This is a genomic window from Streptomyces camelliae, from assembly GCF_027625935.1.
Taxonomy (GTDB): domain Bacteria; phylum Actinomycetota; class Actinomycetes; order Streptomycetales; family Streptomycetaceae; genus Streptomyces; species Streptomyces camelliae.
In genome coordinates this window covers 3873197-3895331 of the sequence record NZ_CP115300.1, presented here as the reverse complement: position 1 = coordinate 3895331, position 22135 = coordinate 3873197, and the positions used below count along the sequence as shown (strand labels likewise).

The following is a 22135-nucleotide window of genomic DNA, read 5'->3' as shown; positions in this document are numbered from 1 at the left end:
AATCGTGGAGAACCTGATCGCGCTGCTCATCGCGGCGCCCCTGCTCGGAGCGGCCGTCCTGCTGACCGGCGGCCGGCGCCTGGACCGCGTCGGCCACTGGGTCGGCACGCTCCTGTCGGCCGCCTCCTTCGTGTTCGGCCTGATCCTCTTCGCCGACCTGCTCGGCAAGAACGCCGAACACCGCACCCTGATCAAGCACCTGTTCAGCTGGGTCCCGGTGGCCGGCTTCCAGGCGGACGTCACCTTCCGCCTCGACCAGCTGTCGATGACGTTCGTCCTGCTCATCACGGGCGTCGGCTCGCTGATCCACCTGTACTCGGTCGGGTACATGGAGCACGACGAGCGCCGCCGCCGCTTCTTCGGCTATCTGAACCTGTTCCTCGCGGCGATGCTGCTGCTCGTCCTCGCCGACAACTACCTGCTGCTGTACGTCGGCTGGGAGGGCGTCGGTCTCGCCTCGTACCTGCTGATCGGCTTCTGGCAGCACAAGCCCAGCGCCGCGACGGCCGCGAAGAAGGCCTTCCTGGTCAACCGGGTCGGCGACATGGGGATGTCGATCGCCATCATGGTGATGTTCACGACGTACGGCACCTTCGCCTTCGGTCCGGTCCTCGGCCATGCGACCGAGGCCTCCCAAGGCAGGCTCACCGCGATCGGGCTGCTGCTCCTGCTCGCCGCCTGCGGCAAGTCGGCCCAGGTGCCGCTGCAGTCCTGGCTCGGGGACGCCATGGAGGGCCCGACCCCGGTCTCGGCCCTGATCCACGCGGCGACGATGGTGACCGCGGGCGTGTACCTGATCGTCCGCTCCGGAGCCGTCTTCAACGCGGCGCCCGACGCGCAGCTGGCGGTCACCGTCGTCGGCGCGGTCACGCTCCTGTTCGGTGCGATCGTCGGTTGCGCCAAGGACGACATCAAGAAGGCGCTGGCCGGCTCGACCATGTCGCAGATCGGCTACATGATCCTCGCCGCGGGCCTCGGCCCCATCGGCTACGTCTTCGCGATCATGCACCTGGTGACGCACGGCTTCTTCAAGGCCGGACTGTTCCTCGGCGCCGGTTCCGTCATGCACGGCATGAACGACGAGGTCGACATGCGCAGGTACGGCGGCCTCAGGACGTACATGCCGGTCACCTTCGTCACCTTCGGCCTCGGCTACCTCGCCATCATCGGCTTCCCCGGCCTGTCCGGCTTCTTCTCCAAGGACAAGATCATCGAGGCGGCCTTCGCGAAGGGCGGCACCGAGGGCTGGATCCTCGGCGGCGCGGCTCTGCTGGGCGCGGCCATCACCGCCTTCTACATGACGCGCGTGATGCTGATGACGTTCTTCGGCGAGAAGCGCTGGCAGCCGGACGAGAACGGCAACGAGCCGCACCCGCACGAGTCCCCGAAGGTCATGACGATCCCGATGATCGTGCTGGCGGTCGGCTCCGTCTTCGGCGGCGCCTTCTTCAGCATCGGCGACCGCTTCCTGCACTGGCTGGAGCCGGTCACCGGGCACAGCGAAGGACACTCCCCGGTGAGCGCCTGGACGGTCACCGGGGCGACCATGGTCTGCCTGGTCATCGGCGTCGGCATCGCCTGGGCGCAGTACGGCCGCAGGCCCGTCCCGGCCGTCGCCCCGCGCGGCTCGCTGCTCACCCGCGCGGCCCGCCGCGACCTGCTCCAGGACGACTTCAACCATGTGGTCCTGGTCCGTGGCGGCGAGCACCTGACGCGCTCCCTGGTGTACGTCGACCACACCCTGGTCGACGGCGTCGTCAACGGCACGGCGGCCGGCTTCGGTGGCCTGTCCGGGCGGCTGCGCCGGCTCCAGAACGGCTTCGCCCGCTCCTACGCGGTCTCGATGTTCGGCGGTGCGGCACTCCTGGTCGCCGCGACCCTGCTGATGAGGGCGGTCTGATACCGATGTCCTTTCCTCTGCTGACAGCGACAGCGGCGCTCCCGGCCGTTGGGGCCGTCGCCACGGCCGCCGTACCGGCCGCGCGACGCACCGCCGCCAAGTGGCTGGCGCTGGTCGTCTCGCTCGCCACACTCGCCCTGGCGATCACCGTCCTGGTCCGCTTCGACCCGGGCGGCGCCCGCTACCAGCTCACCGAATCCCACGCCTGGATCAAGGACTTCGGGGTGCGGTACGAGCTGGGCGTGGACGGCATCGCGGTGGCGCTGATCGCGCTGACCGCCGTACTGATCCCGTTCATCGTCCTCGCGGGCTGGCACGACGCCGACCCACTGGAGACCGGGAGCAAGCGGTGGCGGCCCACTCAGGGCTTCTTCGCGCTGATCCTGGCCGTCGAGGCGATGGTGATCATCTCCTTCGAGGCCACCGACGTCTTCCTCTTCTACATCTTCTTCGAAGCCATGCTCATCCCGATGTACTTCCTCATCGGCGGCTTCGGGGACCGGGCCCACGCACAGGGCGAGGAAGCCGCCTCGACGCAACGGTCGTACGCGGCCGTGAAGTTCCTGCTCTACAACCTGGTCGGCGGTCTGATCATGCTGGCCGCGGTGATCGGCCTCTACGTGGTCGCCGGGAACTTCAGCCTCGCGGAGATCGCGCACGCGCGCGCGAACGGCTCGCTGCACATGGCGACGAGCACCGAACGCTGGCTGTTCCTCGGCTTCTTCTTCGCCTTCGCGGTGAAGGCGCCGCTGTGGCCGCTGCACACCTGGCTGCCCAACGCCATGCAGGAGGCCACCGCCCCGGTCGCCGTCCTGATCACCGCGGTCGTCGACAAGGTGGGCACCTTCGCGATGCTCCGCTTCTGCCTCCAGCTCTTCCCGGAGGCCAGCAAGTGGGCGACACCGGTGATCCTCGTCCTGGCGCTCATCAGCATCGTCTACGGCGCACTGCTCGCCGTCGGCCAGCGGGACATCAAGCGCCTGGTGGCGTACGCGTCGATCTCGCACTTCGGCTTCATCATCATGGGCATCTTCGCGATGACCAGCCAGGGCCAGTCCGGCGCCACGCTCTACATGGTCAACCACGGCATCTCCACGGCCGCGCTGATGCTGGTCGCCGGCTTCCTGATCTCCCGGCGCGGCTCGCGGCTCATCGCCGACTACGGCGGTGTGCAGAAGGTCGCCCCGGTGCTCGCCGGCACCTTCCTGATCGGCGGCCTGGCCACCCTCTCCCTGCCGGGCCTCGCGCCGTTCGTGAGTGAGTTCCTGGTCCTGGTCGGCACGTTCACGCGCTACCCGGCGATCGGCATCATCGCCACCTTCGGCATCGTCCTCGCCGCGCTCTACACCCTCGTGCTGTACCAGCGGACGATGACGGGCCCGGTGAAGCCAGAGGTCTCGGCGATGCCCGACCTCCGCGCGCGCGAGCTGGTGGTGGTCGCCCCGCTGATCGTGCTGCTGATCTTCCTGGGCGTCTACCCGAAGCCCGTCACGGACATCGTCAACCCGGCGGTCAAACAGACCATGTCCGACGTACACAAGACCGACCCCAAGCCCTCGGTGGAGGCGGCCAAGTGAGCACAACAGCCGTCCACAGCCTGTGGACAACCGCGGCCGACCCGATCTCGAAGATCCCGGCACCGAAGATCGAATACGGACAATTGTCGCCGACGCTGATCGTCGTCGGTGCCGCGCTGGTCGGCGTGCTGGTCGAGGCGTTCGTCCCGCGCAAGTCCCGCTACTACGCGCAGGTGTTCGTGTCCGTCGTGGCCCTGTGCGCCGCGTTCGCCGCGGTGGTCGCGCTCGCAGCCGACGGCTACGGCACCACCAAGGCGCACATCGCGGCGATGGGCGCGATCGCGGTCGACGGCCCGGCCCTGTTCCTGCAGGGCACGATCCTGCTGGCCGGCCTGGTCGCCCTGTTCACTTTCGCCGAGCGGCGCCTGGACCCGGCCGCGCACGGCAACCGCGTCGACTCCTTCGCGGCGCAGGCCGCGTCGGTGCCCGGCAGCGACAGCGAGAAAGCGGCGGTGAAGGCGGGTTTCACCACGACAGAGGTCTTCCCGCTGCTGCTCTTCGCGATCGCGGGCATGCTGGTGTTCCCCTCGGCCAACGACCTGCTGACGCTGTTCGTGGCCCTGGAGGTCTTCTCCCTGCCGCTGTACCTGCTGTGCGCGCTGGCCCGCCGCAAGCGGCTGATGTCGCAGGAGGCCGCGGTCAAGTACTTCCTGCTCGGCGCGTTCGCCTCGGCGTTCACCCTGTTCGGCATCGCCCTGCTGTACGGCTACGCGGGCTCGGTGTCGTACGGGCGCATCGCGCAGGTCGTCGACGGCACGGTCACCAACGTCGACCCGGCGCTCGCCAACACCATGGGCAACGACTCGCTCCTGCTGATCGGCGGGGCCATGATCGTGATGGGCCTGCTGTTCAAGGTGGGCGCGGTGCCGTTCCACATGTGGACGCCCGACGTCTACCAAGGCGCGCCCACCCCCGTGACCGGCTTCATGGCCGCGGCGACGAAGGTGGCCGCGTTCGGCGCGCTGCTGCGCCTGCTCTACGTCGTCCTGCCGGGCATGCGCTGGGACTGGCGGCCGGTGATGTGGGCGGTGGCGATCATCACCATGCTGGGCGGTGCGATCGTCGCGATCACGCAGACCGACATCAAGCGACTGCTGGCGTACTCGTCGATCGCGCACGCCGGGTTCATCCTCGCGGGTGTCATCGCCACGTCGAAGGACGGTGTCTCGTCGGTCCTCTTCTACCTGGCGGCCTACTCCTTCGTGACGATCGGCGCCTTCGCGGTGGTCACGCTGGTGCGCGACGCGGGCGGTGAGGCGACGCATCTGTCGAAGTGGGCGGGCCTGGGCCGCCGCTCCCCGCTGGTGGCGGCGGTCTTCGCGGTCTTCCTGCTGGCCTTCGCCGGGATCCCGCTGACCTCCGGCTTCGCCGGGAAGTTCGCCGTGTTCAAGGCGGCGGCGGCCGGTGGCGCGGCCCCGCTGGTCGTCATCGGTGTGATCTCCTCGGCCATTGCCGCGTTCTTCTACATCCGCGTGATCGTCCTGATGTTCTTCAGCGAACCGAAGCCGGAGGGCCCGACGGTCGCCGTACCGTCCCCGCTGACCACGGCGGCGATCGGCCTGGGCGTGGCGGTGACGCTGGTGCTGGGCGTGGCCCCGCAGTACTTCCTGAACCTGGCCGGCCAGGCGGGAGTCTTCGTACGCTGACACTCCGCTCGTACAGGCCGCTGCCCGGCACCTCCCGCAGAAGGCGGGTGCCGGGCAGCGGCCTGTACGGCCCGGGGAACGGGGCGAGCCTGTGGATAACTCCGTGGCTGTCGGTGCGGGCCCCTATCGTGGAGGAAGCGGTCGAGAGACGACACACGGGGGACCGGCGGGGGACAGGACCATGGAAGCGACGGGCGGGATCAGCGAGATGCCACAGGTGACCGAGGGGCCGGGCGCGGCCGACAGCGAGGCGCTGGCCACGCTGCACCGGGTCTTCGGATACGAGGCGTTCCGGGGCGAGCAGGAAGCGATCATCGAGCATGTCGTGGCCGGCGGCGACGCCCTCGTCCTCATGCCGACCGGCGGCGGCAAGTCGCTGTGCTACCAGATCCCGGCCCTGGTCAGACCCGGTACGGGCGTGGTGATCTCCCCGCTGATCGCACTCATGCAGGACCAGGTGGACGCCCTGCGCGCCCTCGGCGTCCGCGCCGGCTTCATCAACTCCACGCAGGACTTCGACGAGCGCCGCCTGGTCGAGGCCGAATTTCTCTCCGGCGAGCTCGACCTGCTCTACCTGGCCCCGGAGCGGCTGCGCCTGGACAGCTCGCTCGATCTGCTCTCGCGCGGCAAGATCTCCGTCTTCGCCATCGACGAGGCGCACTGCGTGTCCCAGTGGGGCCACGACTTCCGCCCCGACTACCTCTCGCTGTCCCTCCTCGGCGAGCGCTGGCCGGACGTCCCGCGGATCGCGCTCACCGCGACAGCCACCCGCGCCACCCACGAGGAGATCACCCGGCGGCTGAACCTGCCGACAGCCCGCCACTTCGTCGCCAGCTTCGACCGGCCCAACATCCAGTACCGGATCGTGCCCAAGGCCGACCCCAAGAAGCAGCTGCTCGCCTTCCTCCGGCAGGAGCACGCCGGCGACGCCGGCATCGTGTACTGCCTGTCACGCAACTCTGTCGAGCGGACGGCGGAGTTCCTGACCGCCAACGGCATCGAGGCGGTGCCGTACCACGCGGGCCTGGACGCGGGCACGCGCGCCGCCCACCAGTCCCGGTTCCTGCGCGAGGACGGCCTGATCGTCGTGGCGACCATCGCCTTCGGCATGGGCATCGACAAGCCGGACGTCCGGTTCGTCGCCCACCTGGACCTGCCCAAGTCGATCGAGGGCTACTACCAGGAGACCGGCCGCGCGGGCCGAGACGGACTGGCGTCCACGGCGTGGATGGCGTACGGCCTGAACGACGTCATACAGCAGCGCAAGCTGATCCAGTCCGGCGAAGGCGACGAGGCGTTCCGCCGCCGTGCCTCCGCCCACCTGGACTCCATGCTCGCGCTGTGCGAGACGGCCCAGTGCCGCCGCGGCCAGCTCCTGGCCTACTTCGGCCAGGACCCCGATCCGGCGGGCTGCGGCAACTGCGACACCTGCGTCACCCCACCGGAGACCTGGGACGGCACGGTCGCCGCGCAGAAGGTGCTGTCGACGGTGGTACGGCTGCAGCGCGAGCGCGGGCAGAAGTTCGGCGCCGTGCAGATCGTCGACATCCTGCTCGGCAAGCGCACCGGCAAGGTCATCCAGTTCGACCACGACCAGCTGTCCGTCTTCGGCATCGGAACGGACCTCGGCGAGGCCGAGTGGCGGGGCGTCATCCGGCAGCTGCTGGCCCAGGGACTGCTCGCGGTCGAGGGGGAGTACGGCACGCTGGTGCTCACCGAGGCGAGCGGTTCGGTGCTGCGGCAGGAGCGGGAGGTGCCGCTGCGCAAGGAACCGGAGAAGCCGGCCGTGGCCCGGTCGCGGTCGGCCGGCGCGTCCGGCGGCAGCAAGGCCAAGGCAGCCGCGGCCGAACTGCCCGACGAACTGCTGCCCGCCTTCGAGGCCCTGCGCGCCTGGCGCACCGAACAGGCCCGTGAGCAGGGCGTCCCGCCGTACTTCATCTTCAACGATGCCACCCTGCGCGGGATCGTCACCCTGAGACCCACCTCGGTGCGCGAGCTGGGCACGGTGAGCGGCGTCGGCGAGAAGAAGCTGGCGACGTACGGGGAGGGCGTGCTGGCGGTGCTGGCTTCCCTGGACAGTCCGTCGGGCCCGGCCCCGGCCGCCGGGGCCGTACCCGATGCCGACTGGCCGGAGCCCGACGAGGAACCGGAGCCGGAGGACTGGATGTAGCGGGCCCGTCCGGGGCGATGCGGGGAGCGAGCGTCACAGCCCCCGCGCCGCGTAGGCCCTGACGTCCGCGTCCGAGTCGGCCGTCGCCGTGGCGAGAGCCACACGGGCCTCCGCCGTGGCACGGTGCCGGGTCAGCGCGAGTACGGCAGCCTTGCGCACGTCGGCGTTGGGGTCGGCCAGGGCCTTGGCCAGGGCGGGTACGGCGACGTCGGCGGCCCCGGCCGACAGCGCGGTGGCGGCGCCGGAGCGGACCTGCCAGGCCGGGTCGGACAGGGCGGCCACGGCGCGGGCGGCGAGGGACGGCGGGCAGCCGGTGCCGGCCAGCGCACCGAATGCGGCACCGCGTACGAGGGCATCGGGGTCCTCGGTGAGACGGTCCAGCGTGGCCGTGAGCAACTGCCGGTCGGCCGCTGTCGGCGCCGCCGGACCGACAGCGGCCAGCGCCTTGGCCACGCCGACCCGGACCTCCCGGGAGGGATCGTCCGCAGCACCGGCCAACGGCCGGACGGCGTCGACCGAGACCAGCGCCCGTACGGCCTCGGTGCGGACGCCGACGTCGGGGTCGGCCAGCGCCGCCGCGAACACACCGGCCTCGCCGAGCCGCAGGGCGCGCAGCACATCGAGCGCGGCGGCCCGGACCACCGGATCGGCCTGGGCGAGCGCACCGGTGAGGGCGGCGCCCAGGGCGGGTTCGGGCGGCAGGGTCTCGACGAGCTCGCGCAACGAGGCCGCGGCGGACGCGCGGACCTCGGCATCGGGATCGGCGAGGGCGCCGGCCAGGGCCTGCCCGGTGCCGGGCGGCACGGTCTCGGTGAGGACCGAGACGGCCGTACGGCGGACAGCCGCATCGGTGTCCGTCAAGTAGGGCTGCAGAGCTACGAGTTCGGGCTCCGTCTCGGCCAGCTCCAGCAGCTGGAGGAGCCGAGGCGAGGCGGTGCCCTGGGTGCCGGCCCGTTCGCCGGAGACGCTGGCACGCGCAGAGGCCGGTCCTGCGGCGACCGGCGCCACCTCACGCAGCCCGGCCGTGGCCACGTGCTCCGGACGGACTTCGCCGATCCGTCGGGAGGGACCGCCGACGGGCGCGAACTCCTCGACCGGAACCAGATAGGGAGCCACGGGACGCGCCGTGAACTCCATGGCACCAGAGGGGGACTTGTGCAGATCGAGATGGTGGAACCAGGAGGCGTCGTCACGGCCGGGGTGGTCGAGACGCTCGTGGTAGAGGCCCCAACGGGACTCGGTACGGGCGAGGGAGGCACGGGCGGCCATCTCCGCGCAGTCGCGGATGAAGGTGACCTCGGCGCAGCGCATCAGCTCGTGCGGGGTGCGGGCGCCCATGGCGGCGATGTCGGCGCGCATCCGCTCGAAGGCCTCCAGGGCGAGGGAGAGCCGCGCTCCGGACTTCGGCGGTGCGACGTAGTCGTTCACGAAGCGGCGCAGCTTGTACTCGACCTGGGGCTGCGGCGGACCGTCCGGGTGGCGCAGCGGGCGGTAGATCAGCTCGTGCGCCTCGCGCACCTGGTCCGCGGGAAGTTCGCCCTCGTACGCCGTGTACTGGGCGGCGTCCGCGCCCGCGAGGTCGCCGAAGACGAACGCGCCGATCATGTAGTTGTGCGGGACGCAGGCGAGGTCCCCGGCGGCGTACAGACGGGGGACGGTCGTGCGGGCGTGGTCGTCGACGCGGACACCGGAGGCGGAATGGCCGCCGCACAGGCCGATCTCGGAGATGTGCATCTCGACGTCGTGGGTGCGGTAGTCGTGCCCGCGTCCGGCGTGGAAGGTGCCCCGGGTGGGGCGTTCGGTGGAGTGCAGGATCGACTCCAGGGCGCAGACCGACTCCTCGGGGAGATGGCTGAGCTTGAGGTAGACCGGGCCGCGGTCGCCGGCCACCTCGGCGGCGAACTCGGCCATCATCTGCCCGGACCAGTAGTCGGAGTCGACGAACCGCTCGCCGTGCCGGTTGACCTGGTAGCCGCCGAAGGGGTTGGCGACGTAGGCGCAGGCCGGGCCGTTGTAGTCCTTGATCAGCGGGTTGATCTGAAAGCACTCGATGCCGGTCAGCTCGGCGCCCGCGTGGTAGGCCATGGCGTATCCGTCACCGGCGTTGGTGGGGTTCTCGTAGGTGCCGTAGAGGTAGCCGGAGGCGGGCAGGCCGAGCCGGCCGCAGGCGCCGGTCGCGAGGATGACGGCGCCCGCGCGGACGGTGACGAAGGCGCCCGTGCGCGTGTGGAAGCCGACGGCGCCCACGGCCCGCCCCTCGGCGGTCAGGACCCGGACCGGCATCAGCCGGTTCTCGATCCGGATCCGCTCCCGCATCTCGCGCCGCCGCAACTGCCGGTAGAGGACCTTTTTGACGTCCTTGCCCTCTGGCATCGGCAGTACGTACGAGCCGGAGCGATGGACCTGGCGGACCGCGTACTCTCCGTGCTCGTCCTTCTCGAACTTGACCCCGTACGACTCCAGCCGCTGCACCATCGCGAAACCGCGCGTGGCGGTCTGGCGGACGGTGGACTGGTCGACGATGCCGTCGTTGGCGCGGGTGATCTCGGCGACGTAGTCATCGGGTTCGGCGCGGCCCGGGACGACCGCGTTGTTGACGCCGTCCATGCCCATGGCCAGCGCGCCGGAGTGACGGACGTGGGCCTTCTCCAGCAACAGGACGTCCGCGCCACGCTCGGCGGCGGTCAGGGCAGCCATGGTGCCGGCGGTGCCGCCGCCGATGACGAGGACGTCGCAGGTCAGCTCCTCGGCGTCGGTGACGGCGGGAATCTCCGGAGGAGTGGTGGCGGGGGTGGTCACCGGGGTGCCTTTCAGGAGCCGAGAGAGGTGAGGATGTCGCGGCGCAGGGCCGCGCGGGCCGGGTCGTCCACGGCGCCACGGTCGCGGGGCCCGGGGACGTCGCGTACGGCGACGACTCGGCCGGAGCCGAGCAGGGCCACGCGGTCGCCGAGGAAGAGGGCCTCGTCCACATCGTGCGTGACGAAGACGACGGTTGCCCCCGTGCCGCGGAGCACCTCCACCAGCAGGTCCTGCATGCCGGAGCGGGTCTGGGCGTCGAGGGCGCCGAAAGGCTCGTCCATGAGGACCGCACGCGGGCTGTCGGCCAGCGCGCGGGCCAACTGGGCACGCTGGCGCTGCCCGCCCGACACCCGGTGCGGCAACTGTCCTGCCTGCGCGCTGAGTCCGACCCGTTCGAGCCAGGACTCGGCCCGGGCACGGCGTTCACCGCGCGGCACGCCGCTGATGGCGAGTGGAAGCTCGACGTTCCCGCGCAAGGTGCGCCAGGGCAGCAGTGCGTCCTCCTGGAAGACCAGCGCGCGGTCGGCCGACGGCCCGGTCAGCGGGTTGCCGTCCACCTCGGCCGTGCCGCCCAGCGCAGGCAGCAACCCGGCGAGGGTGCGCAGAAGCGTGGACTTTCCGCAGCCGGACGGGCCGACGACGGTGAGGATCTCACCGGGAGCGACATCCAGGTCGACGTTGTACAGCACCGGCGCGTCCGGGCGGCCGAGCACGGCAGAACGGAAGATGAGCCGGGTGCCGCGTACGGCCCCCGATATCGGCGCGACGGGAGCGGTGACGGTTTCAGACGAGGTGCTCATCGTGGGCCTCCTCGGTGTCCTTGTGGCCCTGCTGCTCGGGCTGGGTGTGATGCTCGGCCTTGCGGTCGGCACGGACAGGGGTGACGGCCGGCCGGGGCACGCGGGTGCGGCCAGTGGGGATGTACGAGGTGTGGGGCAGCCAGCGGGTCAGGCGCCGGCCGAGGAGTTCCACGGCCGTGGAGGTGACCCAGCCGAGGACGCCGATGGTGACCATGCCGACGAAGACGCCGGAATAGTTCACCACCGTGTAGTCCTGCCAGGTGCGGTAACCGACCCCGTACTGGCCGGAGATCATCTCGGCGGAGATCACACAGATCCACGACACGCCGATGCCGACCGACAGCCCGCCGAAGATGCCGGGCAGCGCGCCGGGCAGCACGACCGACCCGAGGATCCGCAGCCGTCCACCACCCATGGTGCGCACCGCTTCCTCCCAGACGGGGGTCAGCGCACGGACGGCGTGCCGGGTGGAGACCAGCACGGGGAAGAAGGCTGCGGTGCAGGTGATGAAGACGATGCCCTGCTCGTTGGAAGGAAAGAGCAGGATCGCGACCGGGACGAGGGCGATCGCAGGGATCGGGCGGATCACTTCCAGGACCGGACCGAGCAGGTCCTCGGCGAGCCGCGAGCGGGCGACGAGCACGCCGGTCGCCACGCCCAGGACGGCCGCCAGCGCGAAGCCGGTGAGGATACGGGTGAGGCTGTCGGTGAGGTCGGTCCAGTAGTCGCCGCCGGAGAGCCGGTCGGCGAAGGCGCGGGCGACCTCGGTGACCGTCGGGAACTGCGAGAAGCGTAGCCACAGGTCGACCTTCAGGTCGGTCAGCAGCTGCCACAGGCAGAGGAAAGCGGCCAGGGAGGCGGTGCGCAGCGTATACCGGGCAAGGGGCGGCCGGGTCATGAGGCGCGTCCCAGAGCTTCGCGGTACGACACGATGCGGGCGCCGCCGTGGGCGGTGACATAGGTCTGCGCGGTCGCAGGGGTGACGAAGGGCAGCAGCTGGTCGCCGTCGGTCACCCAGACGGCCTTCTCGGCGAACCAGAGCGTGCCGGTGGTGGCGTCGGGCACGTAGGCGCCACGGATTCGGTCCTGGTGCTGGGCCACGTACGCCAGCAGCTCCCGGGCGGACTTGAAGGAGACGGTCTTGTCACTGCCCTTGGCCCACACCTCGCTCGTGGCCGGCGCGGGCGTCTCGGTGAGCCACTTGGTGTAGGAGGTGCCAAGGGCCTTCTTCACGTACTGGTCGTCGACGAACGAGTCCACGTCGATGTCGCCGGTCAGCTTGGCGGCTTTCAGCACGGACACGTCCTGCTTCAGAGCGGAGACGAGCTGAGGCTTGACCGCCGGGTCGAAGGTGGCGATGCCGCGGGCGCCGTTGTAGAGGTAGACCACCTCGGCGGGCAGACCGGTGGCCTGGGCGACCTCCTCCGCGGCGGTGACGGGGTGGGCGTTGAGGTAGTCCGTCGCCTCGGCCTGGGCCTTGAGGAACGCCTTCAGGACCGCCGGGTGCCGACGGGCGAAGTCCTCGCGGGCGGTCACGCCGTGGAAGGTCGGCAGGTTCAGCTGTGCGCCGTCGTACAGGGCCTTCGCCTTGTCCTGGTAGGCGAGCAGGCCAGGCCAGGCGACGAACTGCGACAGGGCGTCCACGCTGCCGGAGGAGAGCGCCGAGGCGCCCACGGCGGGCTGCTGGTTGAGCTTGGAGATGTCCTTGTCCGGGTCGATGCCGACACGCTGCAGGGCCCGCACGAGCGTGCCGTCGGCTGCGGAGCCGATGCTCGTGGAGACCTTCTTGCCCTTCAGGTCCTTCAGCGAGGTGAGCGTCGAATCAGGCGCGGTGACCACGGTGTTGAGGCCGCCACGCAGGTTGTAGCCGGTAACCGAGACCAGGTGGGTGGGCCGCCCGAGCTGCTTGCCGCGGGCCGCGTTCAGCAGCAGCGGGAAATCACCCATCGAGCCGATGTCGATCTTTCCAGCGGTCATCTGGGCGGTGATCGGGGCGCCGGTGGCGTAGTCCTGCCAGTCGACCTTGTAGGTGTGGCCGTCGTGCAGGGCGTTCAGGTCCCTCTCGAAGTAGCCGAGGGAGCGCAGCAGGGTGCCCGCCGTGACGGTGTTGATGGTCTTGGACTGGTAGCCGATGGTGATGGTGACGTTCTTGCCGTCACCGGCCTCGGCGCTGCCGGCGCAGCCGGTCAGAGGGAGGAGGAAAAGGGCAGCTGTAAGGACAAGCGTGGTGCGTTCCACGGGAGTTCGGGCCTCTCACCGGAGCAGATAGGGCATGTTGACCGTGACGGCGCCGGTGGGGCAGCGGGCCGCGCACGGGCCGCAGTACCAGCACTCGTCGACGTGCATGTACGCCTTGCCGGTGCTGTCGTCGATGGCGAGGGAGTCCAGCGGGCACATGTCCACGCAGAGGGTGCAGCCGTCGATGCACTTCGACTCGTCGATGGTCACGGGCACGTCGGCCCGCTGGGGCGCCAAGGGCATGGCTGTCTCCAGGAAACGTGCGGGCGGGGCGGTTGCGGCGGCCGGTTACAGCGACCGGTGGAGCAGGCCGCTCATGGTGATGCGGTCGCCGCGGAAGCGGATGAACTCCAGGTCGACGGGGCGGCCGTCGGCGAGGTGGGTGAGGCGTTCCAGCATCAGTACGGCGGCGCCACGCGGGGCCTGGAGGACGGCGGCGGAGTGGGCGTCCGCGTTCACCGCCTCCAGGGTGATCTCGGCGTGGCCGAGACGCTGGCCGGTGATGGCTTCCAGGAGGCGGAAGACATCGGTGTTCTCCAAGTCGGCGCCGAGCAGGGCGGTGCCGAGGTCGAGCGGGATGTAGGTGAGGTCGAGCGAGAGGGGAAGGCCGTTGAGGCGGCGCAGGCGTTCGATGCACAGGACGTCGGCGCCGGCCGGGACGCCGAGGCGGTCGGCGACCGGGGCGGGGGCGGGGGCGGGGCCCATGGTGCGGACCTCGTTGGTGACGCGGCCGTGTTCGCGGAGGGTTTCCGCGAGGCCCATCAGACGGTCGAGCCCGTGCGGGTACTTCCGGGCGACGACCACGGTGCCGACGCCGGGCAGTCGCTCCACCAGGCCCTCGGCCCGGAGCAGGTCCAGGGCCTGGCGGATGGTGTTGCGGGAGGCGCGGTAGTCGGCGGCGAGGGTCGACTCGTGCGGGAGGGGGCCTTCCTGGAAGGCGCCGCCGATGATCTGGCGGCGCAGGAGGTCGGCGAGCTGCCGGGCCCGGTCCGCGCGCAGCCGACGACGCGTCCGGTGGGCGGCGACGGTGGTCGCGGCGCCCTGACCGGCGTGGTCTCGGGGGCGATCGGCGGGAGGCATGGCTGGAACCATACCGATGCGGTAGGGAAAGTCGTGTTGCCGAAGTGTTGCGCCAGGTGAGGGGGCGTCGGATACGTCGCTGAGCTGCGGGTTTTCCTTTTCGTTCGGGAAGATCTGCCACCTGGCCAGCCTGTCAGGTCAGTGCCGTCAGTCCCGGGGCGAAGGTGATCAGCAGGGGCAGCAGCGGAACCAAGGCGGCCACCGTCGTCGTCAGGGCCCGGTGCCGGCGCAGCAGCCGTGGCGGGGGCTCCAGAAGGCGGTCCACGCGCTCGCCCAGCAGGCGGCGGCTGGAGTCGCAGGAGAGGACGCCCCGGTGCTGGTTCAGCTCGATCAGCGCGAGGGCTGTGGTGAGGTGTCCGCAGCGGCGGGACGCCGTGTCGTCGGCCGCCAGCTCGACCAGCCGGTGCGTCTGGTCGCAGAAGTGGGCGAAGAGCGGCACGCGCGGGAAGCCTGTGGCGAGCGCGGTGGACAGGTGCAGGAGCCAGTCGTGGTGGGCTCGGGCGTGTCCGCGTTCGTGGGTGAGGACGGCGTCGAGCTGGTGGCCGGTGAGGCGCTGTAGCGCACCCGTGGTGACGACCAGCTGCGGCGGGTGTCCCGGCATCCACCAGGCGTCCGGGTACTCGTCCTCCAGCACCAGCATCGGGCCGCGCGCCGCGGGCAGTCCGGCCGGCAGATCGGGAGCGCGCTCACGCAGTTGTGCGCGGGCCCGGCCGCGCCTGCGGCGGGCCTCGACGAGCTCCCGGGCCAGCATGGCCGTCGTCCAGGCGGCCCCGAAGGCCAGCAGCAGGGTGAGGGTGGTGGCCCACACCGGTGCGGCGGAGAGGTCGTACGCGGCGGTCACCGAGGGCGGCGCCGGGGCGAAGACGCGGTCGCGGACGGTGTGGAAGACGGCCGCAGTGCCCAGGATCAGCGCGGCCAGGCAGCACAGCAGGACGGTGGCGACCAGGCACTGCCACACCCACAGTGCGACCACGGGTTCCCGCTCGGGCCAGGCGGCACGGGTCAGCGCGCGCGGCGCCGGCAGGGCGGCCGTCAGGGCGACGACGCTCAGCAGGAGCAGGCAGACGGTCATGCCGGGGCTCCGGTTCCTGGTCGGAGAGGTGTGCGGGGCGGGTGGTGCCAAGGGTGCGTCACGCGGATGCGCGTCGCGTGTGGTGCGTGTCCCCGCCAGTATGACGAAGACCGGGGGCACGAGTCAGGTGTCGGGGACGATCCGCTTCGCGACCGGCCACGCGCGCGTGAACGCCGATGGCGGCCGCAACTGCTCCCGCGCGGCCCGGGTCGGCGGCCAACTGCCGTGCTGCCGGCAGGTCTGCCCGTGCCAGGCCAGGGCAAGTTGTCCGCCCGGCCCGCCCGGCCCGGCCCGGCCCGCCCGGCCCGCCCCGCCCGGGCCGGGGCGTCCGGCGAGGCCATCGGGCCGTCGCCGTGGCCGGGCGGGGACGGTCAGAGGGCTGCCAGGGCGCCCCGTGGCCACCCCCGGCCGGCGGGTGTGGCGGGCGACCGGAGCCCGGGAGGGGGTCAGCGTGTCACGATCCGTCCGCTCACCTCGCCCAGCCCGACCCGGCATCCGTCCGGGCCGGGGGCCCACGCGGACAGGGTCACCACGTCGCCGTCCTCCAGGAAGGCCCGTTTGCCGTCGGGGAGTTCGAGGGGTTCGCGGCCGTTCCAGGTCAGCTCCAGCAGGGAGCCGCGCTGGCCATCCTCGGGGCCGCTCACCGTGCCCGAGCCGTAGAGGTCGCCGGTGCGCAGCGAGGCGCCGTTCACCGTCATGTGGGCGAGTTGCTGGGCGGCGGTCCAGTACATGGTCGAGAAGGGGGGTTCGGAGACCACCTGGCCGTTGATCGCCACGGAGATCCGCAGGTCGTAGCCGCCCGGTTCGATGCCCGGCGCCGAGTCGTCGAGGTAGGGCAGCAGGGGGTGCGTGCGCTCCGGCGCGGCCACGCGCGCGTGCTCCAGCGCCTCCAGCGGGGTGATCCACGCCGACACCGAGGTCGCGAAGGACTTGCCGAGGAAAGGCCCGAGGGGGACGTACTCCCAGGCCTGGATGTCCCGCGCGGACCAGTCGTTCAGGAGACAGAGGCCGAAGACGTGGTCCCGGAAGTCCCCGAGTGCGACGGGCCTGCCCAGCTCGGAGGGGACACCCACGACGAAGCCGACCTCGGCCTCGATGTCCAGCCGGATCGACGGGCCGAACACGGGTGCCGGGTCGCCCGGGCCCTTGCGCTGCCCGGACGGCCGTACGACGTCCGTGCCCGAGACGACGACCGTGCCGGAGCGGCCGTGGTAACCGATCGGCAGATGCTTCCAGTTGGGAGTGAGGGAGTCCGCGGCGTCCGGGCGGAAGATCTGGCCGACGTTACGCGCGTGGTTCTCCGAGGCGTAGAAGTCGACGTAGTCCGCGACCTCGAAGGGCAGGTGCAGGGTCACCTCGGACAGGGGGTGGAACAGCGGCTCCACGGCCGCGCGGTGCGCGGGATCCGTGACCCAGCCTGTGATCGCGCGCCGTACCTCCGACCAGACCGTGCGGCCGGCGGCCAGCAGGGGGTTGAGGACGGGGCGGGCCAGCAGCGACTGGTGCGACGAGCCGAGGGCGGCGGCCGCGGCGCCCGCGTCGAGGACATGGTCCCCGAGCCGGACGCCGACCCTCCGCTCCCTGCTGCCGGAGGGCGAGAACACGCCATAGGGAAGGTTGTGCGGGCCGAAGGGGTCGCCCTCGGGGACGTCGAAGGGGGGCATGGGGTGCTGCCTCACTCTCATCCGGGCCATGCATGGCAATGCGTTCCATGTGATCGCGCCACACGTTACGGCCGTGACGCATGTCTTGGGCAGAGACCAGGGGGTGCCTCGGCATGAGCTCGAATGGTTGCTCGCACGAGGTCTAAAGGGTTCGCAATGTCCGGAAAGGTCTTGTCGGAGGGGGCAATTCCGGCTTAGCGTCCTTTGGGGACACGGACGGGCCGGATCCGTTCCGTTGGGGGGACACGTGGGGGGACCCGTGGCCGGAGACGCCGTCAGTGTGCCGTTCGAGGCGGACCGTGACGTGCCGGGACTCATCGTCAAGTTCGGCGACTATCCGCTGCATCATGGCGGGGTCGGCGCGATCCGCAGTCTGGGCCGCCTCGGCGTGCCCATGTACGCCATCACCGAGGATCCGTACACGCCGGCGGCCTCCTCGCGCTATCTGAAGAAGGCGTTCGTGTGGCCGACGACCGGCGCGGAGGACCCCGGCCACCTGGTCGAGGGCCTGCTGCGCGTCGGGCGCCGGATAGGCCGCCCGACCGTCCTGATACCGACCGACGAAGAGGCGGCCGTCCTGATCGCCGAGCACCAGGACGAGCTGGCCGGATCTTTTCTCTTCCCGAGGGTCGACCCCGCGCTGCCGCGCCGGCTGGCGAGCAAACAGGGGCTGCACGAACTGTGCGTCGAGCATGGCGTCGCGAGCCCGGCGGCCGTGTTCCCGGAGTCGTACGACGACGTCGTCGCCTTCGCCGGCACGGCCCGCTTCCCGGTGGTGGCCAAGAACCGCGAGGCGTTCGTACGGCGCCGGCGGCCCGCGGTGAACGGCACCACGCGCATCGCCACCCGCGAGGGTCTGCTCAGCCTGGCCCGTGACTGGGGCGAGGAACCGGGCGTGATCCTCCAGGAGTACCTGCCCCGGGAGGAGGCCGAGGACTGGATCGTGCACGCCTGCTTCGGCCCGGACTCCACCCCGCGCGCGCTTTTCACCGGTGTGAAGGTCCGCTCGTGGCCGCCGCACGCCGGCATGACGGCGAACGCGTATGTCGTCGACAACCCGGAACTCGCGGACCTCGCCGCACGTTTCATCAAACAGATCGGCTTCAGCGGCATCATCGACCTCGACCTGCGCTTCGACCGGCGCGACGGACAGTACAAGCTCCTGGACTTCAACCCGCGCATGGGCGCTCAGTTCCGGCTCTTCGAGAACGAGTCGGGGGTGGACGTCGTACGCGCCCTGCATCTCGATCTCACCGGCCGCGCCGTACCGGAGGGGGAACAGCGCGCCGGCCACCGTTACATCGTGGAGAACATCGACCTGCCCGCCCTCCTCGCCTACCGCCGCAGCGGCTATACGACGCCGCACGCGCCGGCGAGGGCAAGCGGGACGGAGCTGGCCTGGTTCGCGGGGGACGACCCGCTGCCGTTCCTCACGATGCTCGCCCGCTTCGTGCGCCCGGGCGCGAAGCACCTCCATCAGCTGTGGCGCACCAACCGCCGCGGCAGCGGCACCTCCACGAAGTAAGCGTCCACGACGCAGGTATCCGCGAAGCAGGGACCCGCGAAGCAGGCGTCCACGACGCAGGCATCCACGAAGTAGGTATCCACGAAGTAGGCAAGGCCACCACGCGTGGCGCACCGTGTCCTGGGGAGGGACTTCGTGACTCGACCGGTTGCAGTCATCGGCGCCGGGCCGTACGGCCTGTCCACCGCCGCCCATCTCCGCGCGCGCGGCATCCCCGTCCGCGTCTTCGGCGACCCCATGGTCAGCTGGCGCGCGCACATGCCCGAGGGCATGCTCCTGAAATCGACCCCCGCCGCCTCCAGCCTCGACTGCCCGCAGCCCGGCCACACCCTCGCCGACTACTGCGCGGCGGCCGGGATCCGCCGCCTGGTCAGCGACGAGGACATCATCCCGGTGGAGACGTTCATCGCCTACGGCGAGTGGTTCCAGTATCAGCTGCTGCCCGGACTGGAGCGGGTACGGGTCGTCTCCGTCGACCGTGACGCGCGCGGCGGCTTCGAACTCAAGCTGGACTCCGGAGAGCTGTTCACGGCGCGCGCGGTCGTCGTCGCCACCGGCCTGTCCGGCCTCGCCCACCTGCCGCCGGAGCTGGCGGGCGCGGCGCCCGACGGACCCGCCGCGACCGGCCCGGTCTCGCACAGCTCCCAGCACCACGACCTCGGCCGGTTCGCCGGCAAGGAGCTGATCGTCGTCGGCGCCGGTCAGTCCGCGCTGGAGACGGCGGCGCTCGCCGCCGAGGCGGGGGCACGCGTGCGCGTGGTCGCGCGCGGCCGCGACCGGGTCGCCTTCGGCGCCCCGCCGTGGGAGCAGCCGCGGCTGCGCCCCGAGTCCCCCTTCGGCCGCGCCTGGTCGCTGTGGGCGCTCAGCTACTACCCGCACCCCTACCGCTACCTGCCCGAGCCCACCCGCCACTTCCTGGTCCGCCGGGTCCTCGGACCGCTCGGCGCCTGGTGGCTGCGTGAGCGCTTCGAGGGCGCCGTACCGGTGCAGGAGGTCGAGCGGATCGTGCGTGCCGAGGCGCCGGACGGCAGCCCGGTCCTCACCGTCCGCACCCATGGCGGCCGTACCGAGCGGCTCACCGCCGACCACGTCATCGCGGCCACCGGGTACCGCGTCGCCGTCGCGGCGATGGACTTCCTCGGCCACGGACTGCGCACCCGGCTCGCGGTGAGCCGCGGCACGCCGAAACTGGGCCCCGGTTGCGTCTCCTCCGTGCCCGGCCTGTACTTCACGGGCCTGCCGGCAGCGTCGTCGTACGGCCCGGTGATGCGGTTCGTCTGCGGCACGGAGTTCGCCTCCCCGCGCCTGGCGCGACACCTCGCCGCGGCCCACGGCTGACTCCCGCGCCGGCCACCGCACCGCGAACAGGAGGACGACACACACCACTTGGGGGTGATGAGCACGTAAGTACGCAGCACGACAAGATGAGTCGGACCGGCGTCGCATCCGTATTCTCTGATCATGGCAGCCTCCCCCGCATATGCACTCATCGCGACTGACCTGGACGGAACGCTGCTGCGCGGCGACGACACGGTCTCCGGCCGGTCGCTCGCCGCGCTCGCGCGGGTGGTGCGCGCCGGTGCGCGCCACCTGGTGGTGACGGGCCGGCCGGCCCCGCGGGTACGGCCGCTGCTCGCGCACCTCGGCTGTACGGGGCTCGCGGTGTGCGGGCAGGGCGCGCAGGTCTACGACGCCGCGGCGGGCCGGCTGCTGTGGTCGGTGCGGCTGGACCGGGAACTGGCGGAGGAGGCGCTCGGCAAGATCGAGGCGGAGGTGGGGGAGGTCTTCGCCGCTGTCGATCAGGACGGTGTCGACGGGCTCACACTGATCGAGCCCGGGTACCGCATGCCGCACCCGACCCTGCCCGCGGTGGGGGTCGGCCGACGTGACGACCTGTGGCGCAGGCCCATCAGCAAGGTGCTGCTGCGCCATGCGGCCCTGTCCGACGACGAGTTGGCGGCCGTGGCGCGCGCGGTGGTGGGTTCGCTGGCGACGGTCACCATGTCGGGGCCGGGGACCGTGGAGCTCCAGCCGTGCGGGGTGACCAAGGCGACCGGGCTGGCGCTGGCCGCCGACCGGCTGGGGATCGCGCCGGAACGGGCGCTGGCGTTCGGGGACATGCCCAATGACATCCCGATGTTCGAGTGGGCCGGGCACGGGGTGGCGATGGCCGATGCGCACCCGGAACTCAAGGCGGTGGCCGACGAGATCACCTCGTCGAACGAGGACGACGGCATCGCCGTCGTCCTCGAACGACTCTTCCCGGTCGGCTGACGGCCGCGCGACTCCGACGGTCGGACGACCGCCCGGCGGCTGTCAGGGCGACTGCCGGGCTGTCGTCAGGGCGACTGCCGGGCTGTCGTCGGGGCGACCGCCGTGCCGCTGTCGGAGCGACCGCCGTGCGGCCGTCAGTACGCGCTGTGGACGTTGTCGATCGAGCCGTAGCGCGCGGCGGCGTAGTTGCAGGCCGCGGTGATGTTGGCGACCGGGTCGTAGATGTTGAACGAGGTGCCGGCCACGTGGTACGCGTTGAAGGTCGGGTCGATGACCTGGAGCAGGCCCTTGGACGGGATGCCCCGGGCCGCGTTGGAGTCCCAGTTGTTGATGGCCCACGGGTTGCCCGAGGACTCCCGGATGATGTTGCGGTAGATGCCGTGGTAGGAGCCCGGGATGCCCTTCTGGGCCATGATCGCGAGCGACTTGTGGATCCAGCCGTTGAGGTTGTTCGGGTACCCGGCAAGGGTGGTGGAGGACACCTTGGTGGCCTTCTTCGCCGGGGCGGCGGAGGCGCTGGTGGCGCCGATGAGCGGCAGGGCGAGGACGGCGGCACCGGTGCCGACGACGGCGAGGGTGCGGGCGAGGCGGTTGGCCCGGGGACGGCGGTGACGAGCGGCAGCACGCATGGGGATGTTCCTCTCCGTCGCCTGCGAGGTGAGCTGTCGGGTTCGGGCGGGGAGGTGCCCGGCCGCACCTTCGCGAGAAGGCACGGCTTCACCCCTAGCCGTTCCGGTGCGACGCGTGTCGTCCGGTCCGGCGGCTTACCTGGGTCCCCCGCTCCTGCCGTACGAAATGGGTTCGTGGATGGTCATGCGGGCGGCGGCAGGATTCGGCGTCCGCCCGACGGCCCGGAACGTATGCGAGAGCACATGTCGGGAACAAGTACTGGATTCACACAACGCACCATTTGACCTTGATGTGTGCCCTATGGGGTACTTGATCCTTTGCGGTTGCCAACCCTCAACTTGCCGACCGGGCAAGGGGAGGGAGGGTGCTCGGTGGCCGGGATGCCGGATGGGGGAGCGTGACCCAACTCACGAAATAGCAAACCCTGTCAAATCGGACATGGCGGATTCCGGGGTTGGGGTGAGAGCTGGGTGTGAGGTGGCCGGTGGACAGCCTGGGGGTGACCCGGGGGTGACCTGGGGGTGCCTCCCGGAACCTGTGACGCGATGCCCGTCGTTGTCGTGTATGTCCGCGGGTGTGCGCGGGGTGGGATGGAGGCGTTACTCCGCTCGCCCCCCGGTTCGCGACAAAGCGCAAGGCTTCCTGTTAAGTCGATAGATGTCCGTTCTTATCATCCGATCACACGCATACCGGCCATGATCCAATACCACCCGGGCTGGACCGGTGGGCGCTATCGGTGATCGAAACAGGACCGGATACG

General features: G+C 71.1%; 16 protein-coding genes and 1 riboswitch. Of the genes, 7 read left to right on the top strand and 9 right to left on the bottom strand.

The features are described 5' to 3' along the window. Positions 1-4 precede the first annotated feature (4 nt). The 4 genes from nuoL (at position 5) to recQ (ending at position 7293) form a co-directional block, all read left to right on the top strand. Complete coding sequence (nuoL, locus tag O1G22_RS17630) at positions 5-1900, top strand: NADH-quinone oxidoreductase subunit L (RefSeq protein ID WP_270082215.1); 1896 nt, start codon at positions 5-7, stop codon at positions 1898-1900. Between the two features lie 5 nt (positions 1901-1905). After that, on the top strand, positions 1906-3477 hold the full coding sequence (locus O1G22_RS17625) for an NADH-quinone oxidoreductase subunit M (protein ID WP_270082214.1): 1572 nt from the start codon (positions 1906-1908) through the stop codon (positions 3475-3477). Then, on the top strand, positions 3474-5123 hold the full coding sequence (nuoN, locus tag O1G22_RS17620; protein ID WP_270082213.1) for an NADH-quinone oxidoreductase subunit NuoN: 1650 nt from the start codon (positions 3474-3476) through the stop codon (positions 5121-5123). Before O1G22_RS17625 ends, nuoN begins: the two co-directional genes overlap by 4 nt. A 181-nt stretch (positions 5124-5304) precedes the next feature. Continuing rightward, a complete protein-coding gene (gene recQ, locus O1G22_RS17615; protein WP_270082212.1) occupies positions 5305-7293 on the top strand; it encodes a DNA helicase RecQ in 1989 nt (662 codons plus the stop codon). A gap of 33 nt (positions 7294-7326) precedes the next feature. Here the strand turns inward: recQ and O1G22_RS17610 are convergent, their stop codons facing one another. The 8 genes from O1G22_RS17610 to fahA form a co-directional block, all read right to left on the bottom strand. Continuing rightward, positions 7327-10092: a fumarate reductase/succinate dehydrogenase flavoprotein subunit gene (locus O1G22_RS17610; protein ID WP_428986372.1), complete on the bottom strand. Its 2766-nt coding sequence runs from the start codon at positions 10090-10092 to the stop codon at positions 7327-7329. Between the two features lie 11 nt (positions 10093-10103). Further along, entirely contained in the window at positions 10104-10892 is a 789-nt protein-coding gene (locus O1G22_RS17605; protein ID WP_270082211.1) for an ABC transporter ATP-binding protein, read from the bottom strand. Next, the gene (locus tag O1G22_RS17600) at positions 10876-11790 is read right to left on the bottom strand and encodes an ABC transporter permease (RefSeq protein WP_270082210.1); all 915 of its coding nucleotides are present in this window, start codon (positions 11788-11790) and stop codon (positions 10876-10878) included. Before O1G22_RS17600 ends, O1G22_RS17605 begins: the two co-directional genes overlap by 17 nt. Then, positions 11787-13130 (bottom strand): ABC transporter substrate-binding protein, encoded by a 1344-nt coding sequence (locus O1G22_RS17595; RefSeq protein WP_270082209.1) that lies wholly within the window; start codon positions 13128-13130, stop codon positions 11787-11789. The genes O1G22_RS17600 and O1G22_RS17595 overlap by 4 nt, the downstream gene beginning before the upstream one ends. Before the next feature lie 15 nt (positions 13131-13145). Continuing rightward, entirely contained in the window at positions 13146-13373 is a 228-nt protein-coding gene (locus O1G22_RS17590) for a 4Fe-4S dicluster domain-containing protein (protein WP_030180763.1), read from the bottom strand. A gap of 45 nt (positions 13374-13418) precedes the next feature. Next, on the bottom strand, positions 13419-14210 hold the full coding sequence (locus O1G22_RS17585) for a GntR family transcriptional regulator (protein ID WP_270082208.1): 792 nt from the start codon (positions 14208-14210) through the stop codon (positions 13419-13421). A 133-nt stretch (positions 14211-14343) separates the two neighbouring features. Beyond that, positions 14344-15282, bottom strand: a complete 939-nt coding sequence (locus O1G22_RS17580; RefSeq protein WP_270082207.1) for a M56 family metallopeptidase — start codon at positions 15280-15282, stop codon at positions 14344-14346. A 446-nt stretch (positions 15283-15728) separates the two neighbouring features. Next, positions 15729-16946, bottom strand: coding sequence for a fumarylacetoacetase (fahA, locus tag O1G22_RS17575; protein ID WP_270082206.1), 1218 nt, complete (start codon positions 16944-16946; stop codon positions 15729-15731). A 280-nt stretch (positions 16947-17226) separates the two neighbouring features. Between fahA and O1G22_RS17570 the strand changes: the two genes are divergently transcribed. From O1G22_RS17570 to O1G22_RS17560, 3 genes are all read left to right on the top strand, one after another. After that, positions 17227-18471 carry a carboxylate--amine ligase gene (locus O1G22_RS17570; protein ID WP_270086446.1) on the top strand — a complete coding sequence of 415 codons (1245 nt, stop codon included), beginning with the start codon at positions 17227-17229 and terminating at the stop codon, positions 18469-18471. Between the two features lie 135 nt (positions 18472-18606). Then, positions 18607-19809, top strand: coding sequence for an FAD-dependent oxidoreductase (locus O1G22_RS17565; protein ID WP_270082205.1), 1203 nt, complete (start codon positions 18607-18609; stop codon positions 19807-19809). 123 nt (positions 19810-19932) lie between these two features. Next, positions 19933-20745, top strand: a complete 813-nt coding sequence (locus tag O1G22_RS17560; protein WP_270082204.1) for an HAD family hydrolase — start codon at positions 19933-19935, stop codon at positions 20743-20745. A 134-nt stretch (positions 20746-20879) separates the two neighbouring features. Here the strand turns inward: O1G22_RS17560 and O1G22_RS17555 are convergent, their stop codons facing one another. Next, positions 20880-21374 carry a transglycosylase SLT domain-containing protein gene (locus tag O1G22_RS17555; RefSeq protein WP_270082203.1) on the bottom strand — a complete coding sequence of 165 codons (495 nt, stop codon included), beginning with the start codon at positions 21372-21374 and terminating at the stop codon, positions 20880-20882. Positions 21375-21377: 3 nt separating this feature from the next. After that, a riboswitch (cyclic di-AMP (ydaO/yuaA leader) is annotated at positions 21378-21557 on the bottom strand. Positions 21558-22135 lie beyond the last annotated feature (578 nt).